Source organism: Saccharothrix ecbatanensis, from assembly GCF_014205015.1.
GTDB lineage: Bacteria > Actinomycetota > Actinomycetes > Mycobacteriales > Pseudonocardiaceae > Actinosynnema > Actinosynnema ecbatanense.
On sequence record NZ_JACHMO010000001.1, the window covers coordinates 7,174,402 to 7,189,118 of the forward strand.

Annotated in this window: 18 protein-coding genes; 5 read left to right on the forward strand and 13 right to left on the reverse strand. The window is 71.1% G+C overall.

From position 1 onward, the window contains the following. Positions 1-48: 48 nt before the first annotated feature. From F4560_RS31080 to F4560_RS31095, 4 genes are all read left to right on the forward strand, one after another. Entirely contained in the window at positions 49-900 is an 852-nt protein-coding gene (locus tag F4560_RS31080) for an ABC transporter substrate-binding protein (RefSeq protein ID WP_184926167.1), read from the forward strand. Beyond that, a complete protein-coding gene (locus F4560_RS31085) occupies positions 897-1,727 on the forward strand; it encodes an amino acid ABC transporter permease (protein ID WP_312869584.1) in 831 nt (276 codons plus the stop codon). Before F4560_RS31080 ends, F4560_RS31085 begins: the two co-directional genes overlap by 4 nt. Next, positions 1,724-2,473, forward strand: coding sequence for an amino acid ABC transporter ATP-binding protein (locus F4560_RS31090; protein ID WP_184926171.1), 750 nt, complete (start codon positions 1,724-1,726; stop codon positions 2,471-2,473). The genes F4560_RS31085 and F4560_RS31090 overlap by 4 nt, the downstream gene beginning before the upstream one ends. A 90-nt stretch (positions 2,474-2,563) precedes the next feature. After that, positions 2,564-3,010 carry a hypothetical protein gene (locus F4560_RS31095; RefSeq protein WP_184926172.1) on the forward strand — a complete coding sequence of 149 codons (447 nt, stop codon included), beginning with the start codon at positions 2,564-2,566 and terminating at the stop codon, positions 3,008-3,010. A gap of 90 nt (positions 3,011-3,100) precedes the next feature. On the opposite strand, the gene purB is transcribed toward F4560_RS31095, so the two are convergent. The 7 genes from purB to F4560_RS31130 form a co-directional block, all read right to left on the reverse strand. Continuing rightward, positions 3,101-4,534, reverse strand: a complete 1,434-nt coding sequence (gene purB / locus F4560_RS31100) for an adenylosuccinate lyase (RefSeq protein WP_184926174.1) — start codon at positions 4,532-4,534, stop codon at positions 3,101-3,103. A 49-nt stretch (positions 4,535-4,583) separates the two neighbouring features. Beyond that, positions 4,584-5,387 (reverse strand): hypothetical protein, encoded by an 804-nt coding sequence (locus F4560_RS31105; protein WP_184926176.1) that lies wholly within the window; start codon positions 5,385-5,387, stop codon positions 4,584-4,586. Continuing rightward, entirely contained in the window at positions 5,384-5,914 is a 531-nt protein-coding gene (locus F4560_RS31110; protein WP_184926177.1) for an RNA polymerase sigma factor, read from the reverse strand. Before F4560_RS31110 ends, F4560_RS31105 begins: the two co-directional genes overlap by 4 nt. 45 nt (positions 5,915-5,959) lie before the next feature. Next, the gene (locus tag F4560_RS31115; RefSeq protein ID WP_184926179.1) at positions 5,960-6,544 is read right to left on the reverse strand and encodes a TetR/AcrR family transcriptional regulator; all 585 of its coding nucleotides are present in this window, start codon (positions 6,542-6,544) and stop codon (positions 5,960-5,962) included. A gap of 13 nt (positions 6,545-6,557) precedes the next feature. Further along, positions 6,558-6,881, reverse strand: a complete 324-nt coding sequence (locus tag F4560_RS31120; protein ID WP_184926181.1) for a DMT family transporter — start codon at positions 6,879-6,881, stop codon at positions 6,558-6,560. A gap of 96 nt (positions 6,882-6,977) precedes the next feature. Beyond that, on the reverse strand, positions 6,978-7,733 hold the full coding sequence (locus tag F4560_RS31125) for a hypothetical protein (RefSeq protein WP_184926184.1): 756 nt from the start codon (positions 7,731-7,733) through the stop codon (positions 6,978-6,980). 14 nt (positions 7,734-7,747) lie between these two features. Continuing rightward, complete coding sequence (locus F4560_RS31130) at positions 7,748-8,266, reverse strand: SigE family RNA polymerase sigma factor (RefSeq protein ID WP_184926186.1); 519 nt, start codon at positions 8,264-8,266, stop codon at positions 7,748-7,750. Between the two features lie 153 nt (positions 8,267-8,419). Here F4560_RS31130 and F4560_RS31135 point away from each other — a divergent pair, with 153 nt between their 5' ends. Continuing rightward, positions 8,420-9,439 carry a threonine aldolase family protein gene (locus tag F4560_RS31135; RefSeq protein WP_184926188.1) on the forward strand — a complete coding sequence of 340 codons (1,020 nt, stop codon included), beginning with the start codon at positions 8,420-8,422 and terminating at the stop codon, positions 9,437-9,439. A gap of 90 nt (positions 9,440-9,529) precedes the next feature. On the opposite strand, the gene F4560_RS31140 is transcribed toward F4560_RS31135, so the two are convergent. From F4560_RS31140 to F4560_RS31165, 6 genes are all read right to left on the reverse strand, one after another. Then, positions 9,530-10,270 carry a potassium channel family protein gene (locus F4560_RS31140; RefSeq protein WP_184926190.1) on the reverse strand — a complete coding sequence of 247 codons (741 nt, stop codon included), beginning with the start codon at positions 10,268-10,270 and terminating at the stop codon, positions 9,530-9,532. A gap of 70 nt (positions 10,271-10,340) precedes the next feature. Then, positions 10,341-10,514: a hypothetical protein gene (locus tag F4560_RS31145; RefSeq protein ID WP_184926192.1), complete on the reverse strand. Its 174-nt coding sequence runs from the start codon at positions 10,512-10,514 to the stop codon at positions 10,341-10,343. Between the two features lie 67 nt (positions 10,515-10,581). Beyond that, complete coding sequence (locus F4560_RS31150; RefSeq protein WP_184926194.1) at positions 10,582-11,748, reverse strand: pyridoxal phosphate-dependent aminotransferase; 1,167 nt, start codon at positions 11,746-11,748, stop codon at positions 10,582-10,584. 194 nt (positions 11,749-11,942) lie between these two features. Continuing rightward, a complete protein-coding gene (locus F4560_RS31155; protein WP_184926196.1) occupies positions 11,943-12,548 on the reverse strand; it encodes an ESX secretion-associated protein EspG in 606 nt (201 codons plus the stop codon). A 102-nt stretch (positions 12,549-12,650) separates the two neighbouring features. Then, positions 12,651-13,418: an ESX secretion-associated protein EspG gene (locus F4560_RS31160; protein ID WP_184926198.1), complete on the reverse strand. Its 768-nt coding sequence runs from the start codon at positions 13,416-13,418 to the stop codon at positions 12,651-12,653. 1 nt (position 13,419) lies between these two features. Then, a complete protein-coding gene (locus tag F4560_RS31165) occupies positions 13,420-14,709 on the reverse strand; it encodes a PPE domain-containing protein (protein WP_184926200.1) in 1,290 nt (429 codons plus the stop codon). Positions 14,710-14,717 lie beyond the last annotated feature (8 nt).

Genomic DNA, 14,717 nt, shown 5'->3' on the forward strand with positions numbered 1-14,717 from the left:
TGTCCCATCACGCCGATGGCCCTTCCCTCCTGGTGCAAGATTCGTGCCATGCGCGCACCCGGACTGATACTCGCCGTCACGGCCGCCCTCGCGGTCGCCTGTGCCCCCGCGGACCAGCCGGCGCCGCCCACCAACCAGGTGGACGGCGTGGACTGCACGAAGGACAAGCTCGCCACGCTGACCTCGGGCAAGATCACCTTCGGCACGGACCAGCCGGTGTACGAGCCGTGGTTCGTGGACGACGACCCGGCCAACGGCAAGGGCTTCGAGTCGGCCATCGCCTACGCGCTGGCGGACGAACTGGGCTACGCGAAGACCGACGTGGTGTGGACGCGGGTGCCGTTCCTCGCCGCCATCCAGCCGGGCAAGAAGACCTACGACATGGACCTGAACGAGTTCTCCATCACCGAGGAGCGCAGGCAGGCGGTCGACTTCTCCGCGCCGTACTACGACGTGGACCAGGTCGTCATCACGCTGAAGTCGGCCAAGGCCGCCTCGGTGAAGACGCTGGCGGAGCTGAAGGCGGTCAAGATCGGCGCGCAGGTCGGCACCACCAGCTACGAGGCCGCGCTGCGCCTCCAGCCGGAGGAGGACGTCGCGGTCTACAACACGAACGAGGACGCCAAGGCCGCGCTGCGCGCCGGGCAGATCGACGCGCTCGTGGTGGACCTGCCGACCGCGTTCTACATCACGTCCGCCGAACTGGAGGACGGCGTGATCGTCGGCCAGATCCCGCGCGGCGACGGCAAGCCCGAGCAGTTCGGCATCGTGCTCGACAAGGGCAGCCCGCTCACGGCGTGCGTGTCGACGGCGGTGGAGAACCTGCGTGCGGACGGCACGCTGGCCAAGATCGAAGAGGAATGGCTGTCCGCCGCGGGCACCGCACCCGAGCTGAAGTGACGAGCGAGCTGCAACGGGAACGCCTGGCCTACAAGCGTTCCCGTTCGCGGCGGTCCACGCTGGTCGCCCTGCTGTCGACCGCCGTGTTCGCCGTCGCCGCCACGGTCACCGTCACCGGTGCGCCGGGCTGGCCGCGGGTGCGGCAGTCGTTCTTCAACGCCGAGGTCGCGTGGCGCTCGCTGCCCGCGATCCTCGAAGGGCTCTGGCTGAACCTGCGCGTGCTGGTGGTGTGCGGCGCGGTGATCCTGGTGCTCGCGCTGGGCATCGCGGCGTTGCGCACCCTGCGCGGCCCGGTGTGGTTCCCGTTGCGCGTGTTGGCGACGGGGTACGTGGACCTGTTCCGCGGCCTGCCGTTGATCATCCTGCTGTACCTGGTCGGTTTCGGCCTGCCCGCGTTGCGGCTGACCGGCGTGCCCAACGACTTCGTCGTGCTCGGCGGGGTGGCGCTGGTGCTCACGTACACGGCGTACGTGGCGGAGGTGTTCCGCGCCGGGATCGAGTCGGTCCACCCCTCGCAGATCGCGGCGGCACGGTCGCTCGGCCTGAGCCCGCGCAAGACGCTGCGGCTGGTGGTGCTGCCGCAGGCCGTGCGGCGGGTGATGCCGGCGCTGCTGAACGACTTCGTCGCGCTCCAGAAGGACTGCGGGCTGATCTCCGTGCTGGGTGCGGTGGACGCCGTGCGTGCCGCGCAGATCGAGCAGGCGCGGGCGTACAACTTCACCCCGTACGTGGTGGCGGGACTGCTGTTCGTGCTGCTCGCGGTGCCCACGGCCCGGTTCGCCGACGCCATGGGCAGGCGGGCGCAACGCCGTCAGGGGGGACGATGACCGACCCGGTGCTGAGCGTGCGCGAGGTGGTCAAGCGCTACGGGACCAACACAGTGCTGGACGGGATCAGCCTGGACGTGCACGAGCACGAGGTCGTCACGGTGATCGGGTCGTCCGGGTCGGGCAAGTCGACCCTGCTGCGGTGCGTGAACCTGCTGGAGGAGTTGGACGACGGCCAGGTGCTGCTCGACGGCGTGGACGTGTCCGACCCGCGGGCGGACGTCGACGTGGCCCGGCGCGGCATGGGCATCGTGTTCCAGGCGTTCAACCTGTTCCCGCACATGAGCGTGCTGGACAACATCACCCTCGCGCCGCGCGTGGTGCACGGCGTGCCGCGCGACCAGGCCGAGCAGAATGCCCGTGACCTGCTCGAACGGGTCGGGCTCGCGGGCCGGGCGGGCAGCTACCCCGAGCAGTTGTCCGGCGGGCAGCAGCAGCGGGTGGCGATCGCCAGGGCGTTGGCCTACTCGCCCCGGTTGCTGCTGCTGGACGAGATCACCAGCGCGTTGGACCCGGAACTGGTCGGCGAGGTGTTGGCGCTGGTCAGAGAGCTGGCGGAGGCGGGCCGGACGATCCTGATGGCGACCCACGAGATGGGGTTCGCGCGGCAGGTGGCGGACCGGGTGGTGTTCCTCGACGGCGGTCGGCTGGTCGAGTCGGGGCCGCCCGAGCAGGTGCTCGGCGAACCGGTGCACCCGCGCACCCGGCAGTTCCTCCGGCGGATCATCGACGCGGGCCGTCTGTGAGTCGGCGTGAGGCCCTTGGAGGGGGCAGGCCTTAGGCCACTCGGGAGACGCCACTTGGGGTATCGGACGAGTGGCCCTAGTCTGCTTGCCGTGGTCCATCGGAAGGCATTCGCAGCACCGGTCGCGGCGAGCGGCGGGCTGCTACTGCTGCTGCTCACCGGCGCGTGCGGCAAGCCGTCGGCGAACCCGGAGCCGGTCGTGATCCCGACGATCTCCAGTTCCGCGTCCGCCACCCCGACGTCGATCCCGGCGGTGGCCAACATCTCGGTGCGACCGATGACGACCACCACGCTGCCGCCGACCGTGGACGCGACAACGGAACCGCCGCCGCCCCCACCGCCGCCACCTCCGGTGCAGGTCGAGCCGGTGCCCGAGCCGACCATCGCGCCGCCGACCACGACCACGCCCCGGTACGACGAGGTGGCCCTGGAGGGCTTCCCGTGCGACGAGCAGGGCGCGAAGGCAGTCGACCCGGCGGGCCGCAAGCTGGTGTGCAAGCAGACCCGCCGGGGCTGGCTCGTCTGGGATCGGGACTGAGTCTGATCGCCGCTGCTCCGCAGACGGCAGGCTCAGTCGCCTACGCCGACCACCACGCGAGGTCGCGTCGTCTGCGGAGCAGCGGCCATGTCACAGGATCGGTTCTGGGGCGTAGCCCGCGGCGGCGGGGTGCTTCGCCACCACGTCCTCCACCTGCCGGACCACGTCCGCCACCTGCTGTTCCGCCACACCGGTGAACGACAGGCGGTCGGCCAGCAGCGCGTCCAGCGCGGCCCGGTCCAGCGGCAGGCGGTCGTCGGCGGCGAGCCGGTCCAGCAGGTCGTTCCGCGCCAGGCCCTGCTCGCGCATGGCCAAAGCCACCGCGACCGCGTGCTCCTTGATCGCCTCGTGCGCCGTCTCCCGCCCCACACCCGCCCGGATCGCGCCCATCAGCACCTTCGTGGTGGCCAGGAACGGCAGGTAGCGGTCCAGCTCGCGGGCGACGACGGCCGGGTACGCGCCGAACTCGTCCAGCACCGTGAGGAACGTCTCCAGCAGCCCGTCGAACGCGAAGAACGCGTCCGGCAGCGCGACCCGGCGCACCACCGAGCACGAGACGTCGCCCTCGTTCCACTGGTCGCCCGACAGCTCGCCGACCATGGACAGGTAGCCGCGCAGGATCACCGCGAACCCGTTCACCCGCTCGCACGACCGGGTGTTCATCTTGTGCGGCATCGCGCTGGAGCCGACCTGGCCCGGCTTGAAGCCCTCGGTGACCAGCTCGTGGCCCGCCATCAGGCGGATCGTCTTGGCCAGCGACGACGGCCCCGCGGCCAGCTGCACCAGCGTGGAGACCACGTCGAAGTCCAGCGACCGCGGGTAGACCTGGCCGACGCTGGTCAGCACCTTCTCGAAGCCGAGGTGGCCCGCGACGGTCCGCTCCAGCTCCACCAGCTTGTCCCGGTCGCCGCCGAGCAGGTCGAGCATGTCCTGGGCGGTGCCGACCGGGCCCTTGATGCCGCGCAGCGGGTAGCGGGCGATCAGCTCGTCCAGCCGCTGGAACGCGACCAGCACCTCGTCCGCGGCGGACGCGAAGCGCTTGCCGAGCGTGGTGGCCTGGGCGGCGACGTTGTGCGAGCGGCCCGCCATGACGAGGTCGGTGTGCTCGGCGGCACGGCGCGCGAGGCGGGCGAGGACGGCGGCCGTCTTGCCGCGCACGTGCTCCAGGGACCGCAGGACCTGGAGCTGCTCGACGTTCTCGGTGAGGTCGCGCGAGGTCATGCCCTTGTGCACGTGCTCGTGCCCGGCGAGCGCGTTGAACTCCTCGATGCGCGCCTTCACGTCGTGCCGGGTGACCCGCTCGCGCTCGGCGATGGACGCCAGGTCGACCTGCTCGACCACCCGCTCGTAGTCGGCGACGGCCGCGGCCGGCACGTCGATGCCGAGGTCGGCCTGCGCCCGCAGGACGGCGAGCCACAGCTGCCGCTCCAGCACGATCTTGTGCTCGGCGGACCACAGCGTGGCCAGCTCGGTGGAGGCGTAGCGACCGGCGAGGACATTGGCGATGCGGGGCTTGACCGTCACGTGACCAGCATATTTGGCCCGGGTGGCGGGCCGTGCGCCGGGGAGCGCGTCACCAGAGGGACAGCTTCGGGTCCTTGGCCAGCTGCAGCAGCTGTTCCGTGCTCACGGCCACCTCGGGTCTCCAGTCGCCGCCCGTGGTCGGGTCGTGGTTGTAGCTGCTGACCCGCACCACCGACCCGTCGGCGCGGAGGTGCACCACGGTCCGGGTCGTCACGTTCGTCTCCGCTTCGGTGACCGTGGTGGACACCAGGTGGCTGCCGTCCGCCTGCGGCAGGAGCTTGCCGCACTCGGTCGTGCCGCAGAACTCCTCCGGGGTCAGCCGGAGCGGGGGTGTGCTGAGCTGCACGACGACCGCGCTGGTGGCGACGCGGTCCTGGAAACGCACGATGCCGGTGAGGTACCCCGCCCGATCCTGCTCGTACGGCTCGGTGAAGTCGACCTTCACGACCTTCACCTCCGGCACGACCTCGGGGAACCGCGCGGCCAGGTACGTCATGAGGTACGTCCCGGCATCCTGCGGCCTGGTGGTGATGGGCGGCGGCGCGAACAAGGTCGACGGCGCCACCTGGGCCCGCGGCGTGGACGGGGCGGTGGACTGGTCGGCGGACGGCGACGCGGTGATCGTCAGCACCGGCCCGCGGGCCGCGTCGATCCCCGGCCCCCGGTCGAACACACCGGGCAAGGACAGCACCGTCCCGGTGAGGGCGAGCGTCGCCACCGCCACGGCCACCAGCGCACGACGGCGCCGACGCGCGTGCTCGGCCCGACGGATCAACTCGTCCGCGTCGAAGTGCAGCGGCGGCTCGTCACCGACCGCCGCCCGCAGGCCTTCCCTCAGGTCCCCTTCGCTCATGACGCCACCACCACCCCACGCTCCAGTTGCTCGACCGCCGCCCGCAGCGCCACCAGGCCCCGCGACGTCTGGCTCTTGACCGTGCCCTCGGTGCACCCCATCGCCACCGCGACGTCGCTCACCGGCAGGTCCTCGAAGTACCGCAGCACGAGCACGGCCCGCTGCCTCGGCGGCACCCGCAACAACGCCGCGTGCACCAGGTCGCGCGCCCACAGCCGCTCGCCCGACCGTTCCGGGTCGGCGGACGAGTCGGCCACGTCCGGCAGCTCGCCGTCGCGCTGCTCCACCCGCCGCCACGGTCTGCGCTTCTCGTCCAGCCACGTGCGCAGCAGCACCTTGCGGGCGTACCCCGAGGCGTTGTCCCGCCACTCGATCCGGTGCCACGCCTGGTAGAGCTTCAGCAGGCTCGCCTGCATCAGGTCCTCGGCCATGTGCCAGTCGCCGCAGAACAGGTACGCCGTGCGCCGCAACGAAGCGGCATGGCCCACCGCGAACTCACGGAAGCCCTGCTCCTCGGCCTTGCGCATGCGATCCCCTTCCGCGCCCTCCACCCCTTCAAACGCGGTTGGGGGTCAGCGGGGTTGCATCGCTTTCCGGAGCATGCGCCGAGCGGCGGCCCTCGGGTCCGGGCTGATCTCGATGAGCGCGTTCACCACCGCGCCGTCGACCAGCGCGATCAGCTCCTCGACGCGTTCGCGGCTGACCCGCTGACCGGCTCGGGCGAAGATGTCGAACAGCAGGGAGTGCAGCTCGCCGGACATCTTGCGCATCAACGGCCGCAGGTACGGCCGCCGACCGGTGGCGACCAGGCGTTCGTACCGCAGCAGCACGGCTTCCGCGTCACGGTCGCCCGCGGGCCCGAGCAGCAGGTCGAGCACGAGCTCGATGAACGCGTCGCCGCCGCACTCACGCGGGTCCAGCTCGTCCAGCCGGGCCTTGCCGTAGGCCAGCTCACCGTTGCCCTGGAACTCCAGCGCGGCGGTGACCAGCTCGTCCAGCGAGTCGAAGTAGTACGTGGTGGAGGCCAGCGGCAGGCCCGCGCGCTCGGCGACGGCGCGGTGCCGGATCGCGTCGAAGCCGCCGTCGACCAGGAGGCCGGCGGCGGCTTCGACCAGCGCCTGGCGCCGGCGTTCGCCCTTCGGCGTTGCGGCTGTCATTGCAGGAAAGGTACTAGTGCGTGCCGCCGGCCAGGTTGAGGCCGACGACACCGCTGACGATGAGGGCGATCGAGACGAGCTTGAGCGTGCTGACGCCGTCGCCGAGCCAGAGCATGCCGATCACGGCGGTGAGCGCCGCGCCGATCCCGGTCCACACCGCGTACGCCGGTCCGGCGGGCAGCTGCTTCATCGCCCACGCCAAGCCGGCGAAGCTGACCAGCGCCAACACGGCGAACGACACGGACCACCACAACTTGGTGAAGCCGTCCGACAGCTTCAGTGAAACCGCCCACCCGGCCTCGAACACGCCGGACACGATGAGCACGATCCACGCCACGTGGACCACCTCCCCAATCTGGCACGAGCGTACCAAGTTACTGGTACACCTGTACCAGAATGGGTGGTGATCCTGATCTCCGCCGGCCGGGGCGCTTCAGAGCCGCGCCGCGAGCCGTTCGGCCAACGCCTGGAGCCGGTTCGCGAACGGCTTGTCCGACGAACCCTCGGCCGCCTGGCTGACCACGTGCAACTCCTCGCCGTCGGACGTCTTCACGCCCGCGTAGCTGAAGGTGTCGTCCGGTGCCGGACCCATCGTGCCGAGCGGTGCGACCACGACGGAAACAGTGCCGTAGACCGCGCCGTCCCGCACCAGGAAGCTCGCTCCGCGCCCGCCGGTCGGGCACTCCGCGGTCGCCGGCGCCGCCTGCGAGGCGTTGGCGACCGAGAGCTCGTCGGCGAGGGCGACGGCGAGCTCCCGGTCCACCTCAACGCACCCGCGTTGGGCGCTGCCGACCCGTGGGTCGGCACTCCCCGATGGCTCGTCCCCCTGCGTAGACGGGTCTTCGGGGATGCTCTTGGGCGGAATTCCACCGCTCCGGTCAGGTGACGCGTCCTTCGGGATCATTTCCGGTTCGGCGGCGGTGAAAGGAGAGACGTTAGGGGACGAGGAGTCCTGGAAGGAACCCACCGCCGCGGTATCGCCGCCCGAATCCGACTGCACCAGGTTCGTCGTGGCGACGACGCCACCGAGCACCAGCACGAGGGCCATGGTGGAGCCGAGCGCGAACGCCGACCGCCGCTTCGCGGTCGCCCGTGCCGACGCCGACCGCACGCCGTCCACGTCGAAGGACGGGGGCGGCGCGTCACTGGCCGCGTCGCGGAACAGCTCCGTGAGCTTCTGCTCGTCCACCTACCTCCTCCTGCTCACGACGCCGGCCGCAAGTCTTCGATCGAGTCGCCCAGCGCCTCGCGCAGGGCTTCCAGTCCCCGTGAGGTCTGGCTCTTCACCGTGCCCTCGGAGCACCCCAACGCCTCGGCCGCCGCCGCGACGTCCAGGCCCTCCAGGAACCTGAGCACGAGCACCGCCCGCTGTCGTGGGGGCACCCGCCGCAAACCCGCGACCAGTGCCTCGCGCGTCGCCACCGAGTCCCCGATCTCGCCGTCACCCGAGGGCGTCTCCGGGACCTCGTCCACGAAGCGCTCCCGCCGCCACGGCCGCCGCGACTCGTCGATCACCGCGCGCACCACGGTCCGGCGGACGTAGGCGTCCAGGGCCTGCTTGTCCCGGACCTTGCGCCACCTGCGGTGCAACGCGACGAACGCGGTCTGCGCGAGGTCGTCCGCCCGGTGCCAGTCACCACAGAGCAGGAACGCCGTTCGGCGCACGGCCTCCCGGCGAGCCACGAAGTACTCCGCGAACTCCTGCTCGTCGCGCTGATCCACGCGGACTCTCTCCGCTCGTCGTGCTTGCACTTACCGGACGGAACCAATGGCGCTCACGGTTGCACGCCCGTTCCGGGAGACTTGGGTCACCCCCCATCGTGGTACCGCCGGCGCGACCGGGACAGGGCTTGCCCGGTGTGATGTGATCCATTCGTGACCCAGCTCGCACCGCTCGACTTCCGCTCCGACACCGTCACCCGGCCGGACGAGGCCATGAGACTCGCCATGTCGGCCGCCGAGGTCGCCGACGACGTGCTCGACCACGACCCCACCATGAAGCTGCTCGAAGAGCGCGTCGCGGACCTGTTGGGCGTGGAAGCGGCGTTGTGGGTGCCGTCCGGATCGATGGGCAACCTGATCGCGTTGACCGTGCACCTGCGTCCCGGCGACCGGTTCCTGGCGCCGCGCGGCGCGCACGTGCTCGACAACGAACTCGGCACGGCCGCGTGGATCGCGGGCGGTATGCCGCATCCGCTGGAATGCGACGCGGGACCTGGCCGTGTGTCTCCCGATGCGGTGCGTGCGGCTGCGGGCACGTCCGGGCCGTACTACACGCTGCGCACCACGCTCTTGTGCCTGGAGAACACGCACAACGCGTCCGGTGGGTCGGTGACGCAGCCCGATGAGCACGCCCTGCTGGTGTCGGCGGCGCGGGAGACCGGCCTTCGGGTGCACCTGGACGGCGCGCGGTTGTGGAACGCGGCCGTGGCGCTGGGCCTGCCGCCGGCGGCGTTGACGGTCGGGGTGGACACGGTGCAGGTCTGCCTGTCCAAAGGGCTCGGTGCGCCGGTCGGATCGGTGGTGGCCGGGTCGTCGTCGTTCGTGGCGGAGGCGCGGCGGGTGCGGAAGATGCTCGGCGGCGGCGTCCGGCAGGGTGGCGTGCTGGCCGCCGCGGGCCTGATCGGGCTGGACCGGATCGACGACTTGGCGCAGGACCACGCGAACGCCCGCACGTTGACCCAGGGCCTGGTGGAGCTGGGCTGGCTGGTGGACCCGCCGGAGACGAACATCGTGCTGGCCGGCGTGCCGGACCTGGAGAGGACGTTGACCGGGTTGCGGCACTTGGGCGTGTACGCCGGGCCTATGGCGGGCAAGGTGCGGTTCGTGTTGCACCGCGACTTGCGCACGGAGGACGTGACGGAGGCTTTGCGGCGGATCGGGTCGGCGAGCTGAAGTTCTTCGGCCCTGGGTCTTCGCCTCAGGTCTTCGCCTCAGGTCTTCGCCTCAGGTCTTCGCCTCAGGTCTTCGCCTCAGGTCTTCGCCTCAGGTCTTCGTCGCCCGCAGTTCCTCGCGCAGTTCGGCCAGCTCCGCCCGGACCAGGCGTAGTTCGGCCAGCGTGGCCTGCTCGGCGTCGGCCACCGAGTCCTCCACGCCGCTCATCCGCTCGACCAGCCAGGACGCGATCGTGCCGGTGATGACACCCAGCAGGGCGATGCCGCCGATCATGAGCAGCGCGGCGACCAGGCGACCCTCCCAGGTGAGGGGGTAGCGGTCGCCGTAACCGACGGTGGAGATCGTGGTCAGCGTCCACCAGGCGGCGTCGCCGAAGGTGGTGATGGTGGCGTCCGGGTGGTTGCGTTCCGCGTCCAGCACGGCCAGTGACGCGCACACGCCGACCAGGAGGGTGATGCCCGCGGCGTAGACGCCGACGCGTTGCCGGAAATTGCCCGCGATGCGGCGGTTGAGCACCTTGAGGACGCTGATCAGCCGCAGCACCCGCAACTGGCGGACCATCGGCAGCAGCACCGCGAGCAGGTCGAACCAGTGGGTCAGGAGGAACTTCCGCTTGTCCACGGCGAGCTTCAGCCGAACGGCGTAGTCCACCGCGAACACCAGCCAGACCAGCCAGAGGACGACCTCCAGCACCTGGTGCAGGCCGGACGTCGCGCGGTTGTCGAGGACCTGCCACCCGTAGACGAGCAGGAAGACGACGGCGAGGGCGGTCAGCGGCCACTCGGCCCGCTGCTCCCATCGGGCGAGGCGGCGGTCATCGGTCTCGAACACCGACCCATGGTGCGGCCCAGGTCGGCGATTTACCACCTCGGGGCGGAAATCCCGGCCCGATCAGGCCTTGTCAGGGCCCTTTGATGCCCTTCGGGCGCTTGCCGCTCTTGATCGCGCCGTACGCGGCGGTGCCGAGGAACAGCACGCCACCGACGACGGCGAGCCAGAAGACGCCTTCGATGACGGCGCCGAGCACCGTGATCACGAGCCAGATCCCGAGCAGCCACAGGATTATGCGCACCATGCCACCCGAACGTGTGGCACCCGTGATCAGTTCCCCCAAACCCGGCCGATCACGGGTACAACTGTCATCATGATGACGACAACCAAGGCCCCAACCGCCGCAACGCCTCCTCGATGTCGTGGGCCGCGCCGGCGAAGGACAGCCGGATGTGCTCGTGCCCGCGCACCGGGTCGAAGTCGATGCCCGGCACGATCGCGACCCCGGTGTCGTCAAGCAGGCGGCGGCAGAAGTCCATCGAGTCGTCGGTGAGGTGCGAGATGTCGGCGTAGGCGTAGAAGGCGCCGTCGGCGGGGGCGACTTTGTCGATGCCGAGGTCGGCCAGGCCCTTGAGCAGCACGTCCCGGTTGAGGCGGTACCCCTCGACCAGGCGCTCGGTCTGCGCGTACGACTCGGGCTCGAACGCCGCGACGGCCGCGTACTGGGCCAGCGCGGGCGGGCAGAGCGTGAAGTTGCCCGTCAACCGGTCCACCGCCCGGCGCAGGTCGGCCGGCAGCACCATCCACCCCAACCGCCAGCCGGTCATGGCGAAGGTCTTGGAGAAGGAGTTGACCACGATGGATTCCCGGGAGGTCTCCCAGGCGCACGCGAGCGGCGTGCCGTAGCTGATGCCGTGGTAGATCTCGTCGCTGACCAACCGGACGCCGTGCTCGGCGCACCAGCCGGCCAACCCGGCCAGCTCGTCGGGCGCCAGCACCGTGCCCGTCGGATTGGCGGGACTGGCCACCACCAGCCCGGCTAGCGGCCCGGTCTCGCGCACCACGTCGTCCAGCATCGCCACGGTGGGCTGGAAGCGGGTCTCCGGCCCGCAGGGCAGTTCGACCACGTCACACCCCAGCGCCCGCAGGATGTTGCGGTAGGCCGGGTAGCCGGGCCGGGCCAGCGCGACCCGGTCACCGGCCTCGAAGGAAGCGAGGAACCCCAACAGGAACGCCCCGGACGACCCGGTCGTCACCACGACGTCGTCAGCCGAGATCTCCAGGCCGTACTGCCGGAAGTAGTGGCCCGCCAGGGCTTCGCGCAGCTCCACGATCCCGAGCTGCTCGGTGTACCCGAGGGTCTGCTCCCGCAGGGCGCGCTGAGCGGCGGCCAACACGGGCGCGGGCGCGGGGCTGGACGGCTGACCGGCCGCGAGCGACACCACGTCCCCGACCGTCCGCTGCCGCCGGGCCGCGGCGGACAACACCTCCATGACGTGAAAAGGAGGCACATCCGCCCGCCCGGCAACACTCAGCATGCAGGTCAGGCTAATAGACGGGCTGACGGACACCGGCCCGGCCAACCGCCGCCCGCACCGGAACCCGTCCGTCCCGTCCCCGCCTCGTCCCCGTCCGTCCCGCCTCGTCCCCGTCCCGTCCCGTCCCGTCCCGTCCCGTCCGTCCCATCCGTCCCGTCCCCGTCCCCGTCCCGTCCGTCCCTTGCGGACCATCCCTAGAGGAGTTGATCAAGCAGCGCGGTGATCCTCGCCCGGAGCACGTCGGGATCGGCGGGGCCGTGGAAGTCGACCACGTCCGCCGCCCGTGTCCGCCGTCCACTCCGGTCGATCGCGGCGGCGCCGAACTGGCCGCGGAGGTCCGGCGCGCCGACCCGACCGTCCGGCAGGCGCGGCAGCAGCCCGACGAGCGCGGTGGCAAGGTCGACGTCCACCTCGCTCACGGTGAGGACGTCACCGGTGAGGACGGCCAGCAGCGACCCGGTGCTGCCCGTGGACGCGGTGGTGCTGGACGTGGTCGCGCTGGGCGCGTTCGCGCTGGACGTGGTCGCGCTGGGCGCGTTCGCGCTGGACGCTGCTAACGCCCTGACCGCCGATCTGCCGATGCCCAGCCGCAGGTCGGCCGAGCGCGGCGGGTACGCGATGAGCTTGAACGCCGCGCCCAGCCAGGGGTCCAGTTCACCGCCGCGGGCCAGTCCCGGTTCGGTCAGGTGGCTCCACGGCGCGGGCTCGTCCTGGACGTGCAGGACGATCGGCATGGCGCCGAGGTCCAGGTGTTCCCAGGCGGTGCGGAACGCGGTAGCGCTGAGGGTCGCTTTGGTCACCAGACGTCACTCCCGGATGACAGCGGGCATTGCTCCGGCCCCCCAGGCCCGCACGGAACAGACGTACTGGAGGACGTCCGGGTTCCGTATCTGCCGGGGAACTCAAATTTCTTGCAGCAACTCCCACACGCAGCCGGCAAGCCGGGCGTTGTCGATCGGGGTGATGGTGCTCCAACTGCGACCGTCCGAACTGGGCCGGACCTGGTGCAGGTAGCGACCGGACGGGGTGTCGTGCCATGCGACCACCCGGCCGGCACGCACGGGCGGCCCACCGCGTTGGGCGCGTTCGACCCCGAGCTGGCCGCGGGTGCTCATCCCGTCGCACATGCCGGCCAGTTCCTGCGCCTCGTGCAACGGCAACCCGTGCCGCTCCAACGCGAGGACCAGTTTCTCCGCGTCCCGGCCGGCCTCGTCGGACGCCGTGCGCAGCAGGTCGTTCGGCAGGCTGATGGACCGTCCCTGGCCGGCGGGCATGTCACCGGCCACCGACACGGCCGCCTCGGCCAGCGCGCCGGCGCGTGACTCGATCAGCCACACCTCGTCGCCGTCCACCACCGCGAGCATGCCCGCGTCACCGGCCGCCGCCGCAAGACCCTTGATCTTGCGGCGGTCGACCCAGATCCAGAGGTCGATCGACATCTGCGGGTTGGCCAGCAGGGAGAACGCGTCGGCCAACTCGGGCGTCAGCCGCCGGTTCTCCGCCAACCCGCGCGACGCGAGCGAGTGCCAGGCCTGGTCGACCAGCACCGCCCGCTCGGTGTGCGTGATGCCCGGGCTCGGCACGTCCAACGCGACGTTGCGCCGGGCAAGCCGCTCTCCCTCCCACGCGACGTCGAACTCCAGCGTGGAGAGGACAACCGTGCCGCTCACTTCACTTCTTCTCGGGCTCGTCGCCGATGACCGACTGCACAACCATCCGCTCGTCGCCGAACACGTCGTCGGAGTCCACGCCGTACTTGCGGACGTGCTCGCCGTCCTCCTCGCCAGGGCCGCCCTTGGCGGTCGCGGCGGGCTGCATCATCGAGCCGCCGACACCGGCCTTGCCCGCCGCGGCGCCCGCACCGCCACGACCGTGCAAGCGCTCGTCGGGGTCGATGGCGCCGATGGTCGCGGAGATGCCGGACTTGCCCGTCAACGGGATGGGAGCCCCCGGAGCGCCACCCTTGCCGCCGCCGGCGCCACCGGTACCGCCGCCAGTGCCCTTGCCACTGCCAGGACCGTCAGGCGCCTTGCCGCCACCGGGCACGGCCGTGGACGGGTTGCGCACCAACCGCGACCCACGCGCCTGAGTGGCCGCGAGGCCCAAGCCCAAGCCGGCGGTCAGACCGAGCCCCAGCCCCAACCCGAGGTTGGAGGGAACGGCCTTGCCCAGCGCGGTGGGCGGCACGACCGGCGGGACACCCGTCGTGCCGGGCGGCAGGAGACCGGTGGAGCCGCCAGGCAGCTGACCGGGCACCTGCGGCGGCAGCCCGACCGTGCCACCGGGCGTGTACCCCGTGCCACCCGGCACCCCGCCGCCGGGCAGGCCACCGGTGACCCCGGGCACCCCGCCGCCGGGCTGGACGACCGGCGCGACCGGCGTGCTGACGCTGGAAGCCGTCGTCACATCGAACTGCGGCGGCTTGTTCATGCCCTGGTACTGGTTGAGCGCGTCACGACTGGCATCGGTGTACTGATCGAGCCCGCGGATCGTCTGCTCACGCGCGGCCTGCGTCGCCTTGACTTCCTGGGCGTGATCGGTCTCGTACCCGAAGAAACCGCCGACGTCGTCCATGAAGTTCGTATCCGTGTCACCACGCAACTTCTGCGGCTCAGGCATACTATTGCGCGTTTGACTGTGGTTAGCGCCCTGCACCGCAGTCGCCTGCGAATTCTGCTGGGCCGCTTCGGTGCCGGTGGTCGCCACGTCAGCCGAAACGGTGACCGCCTGCCCCGCGTTCTCGCCCGCCGCACCCTGCCAGTCGATGCCGAGCTTCTTCAGCTCGGTGCGCAAGGTCTCGTCGGTCTCGTCCAAGGTCGCGGCCAACTGGCGCAGCGCGTGCGAGGCGCTGCTGAACTTCTGCGCGGCGTCTCCGGACTTGAACTGCTCCACCAAGGCGGCGAGCCCCGGGTTGTCATACCCCTGGAAGCGGAAATCCTTGATCTCCCTGAAGCCGGTCACAACTCCCC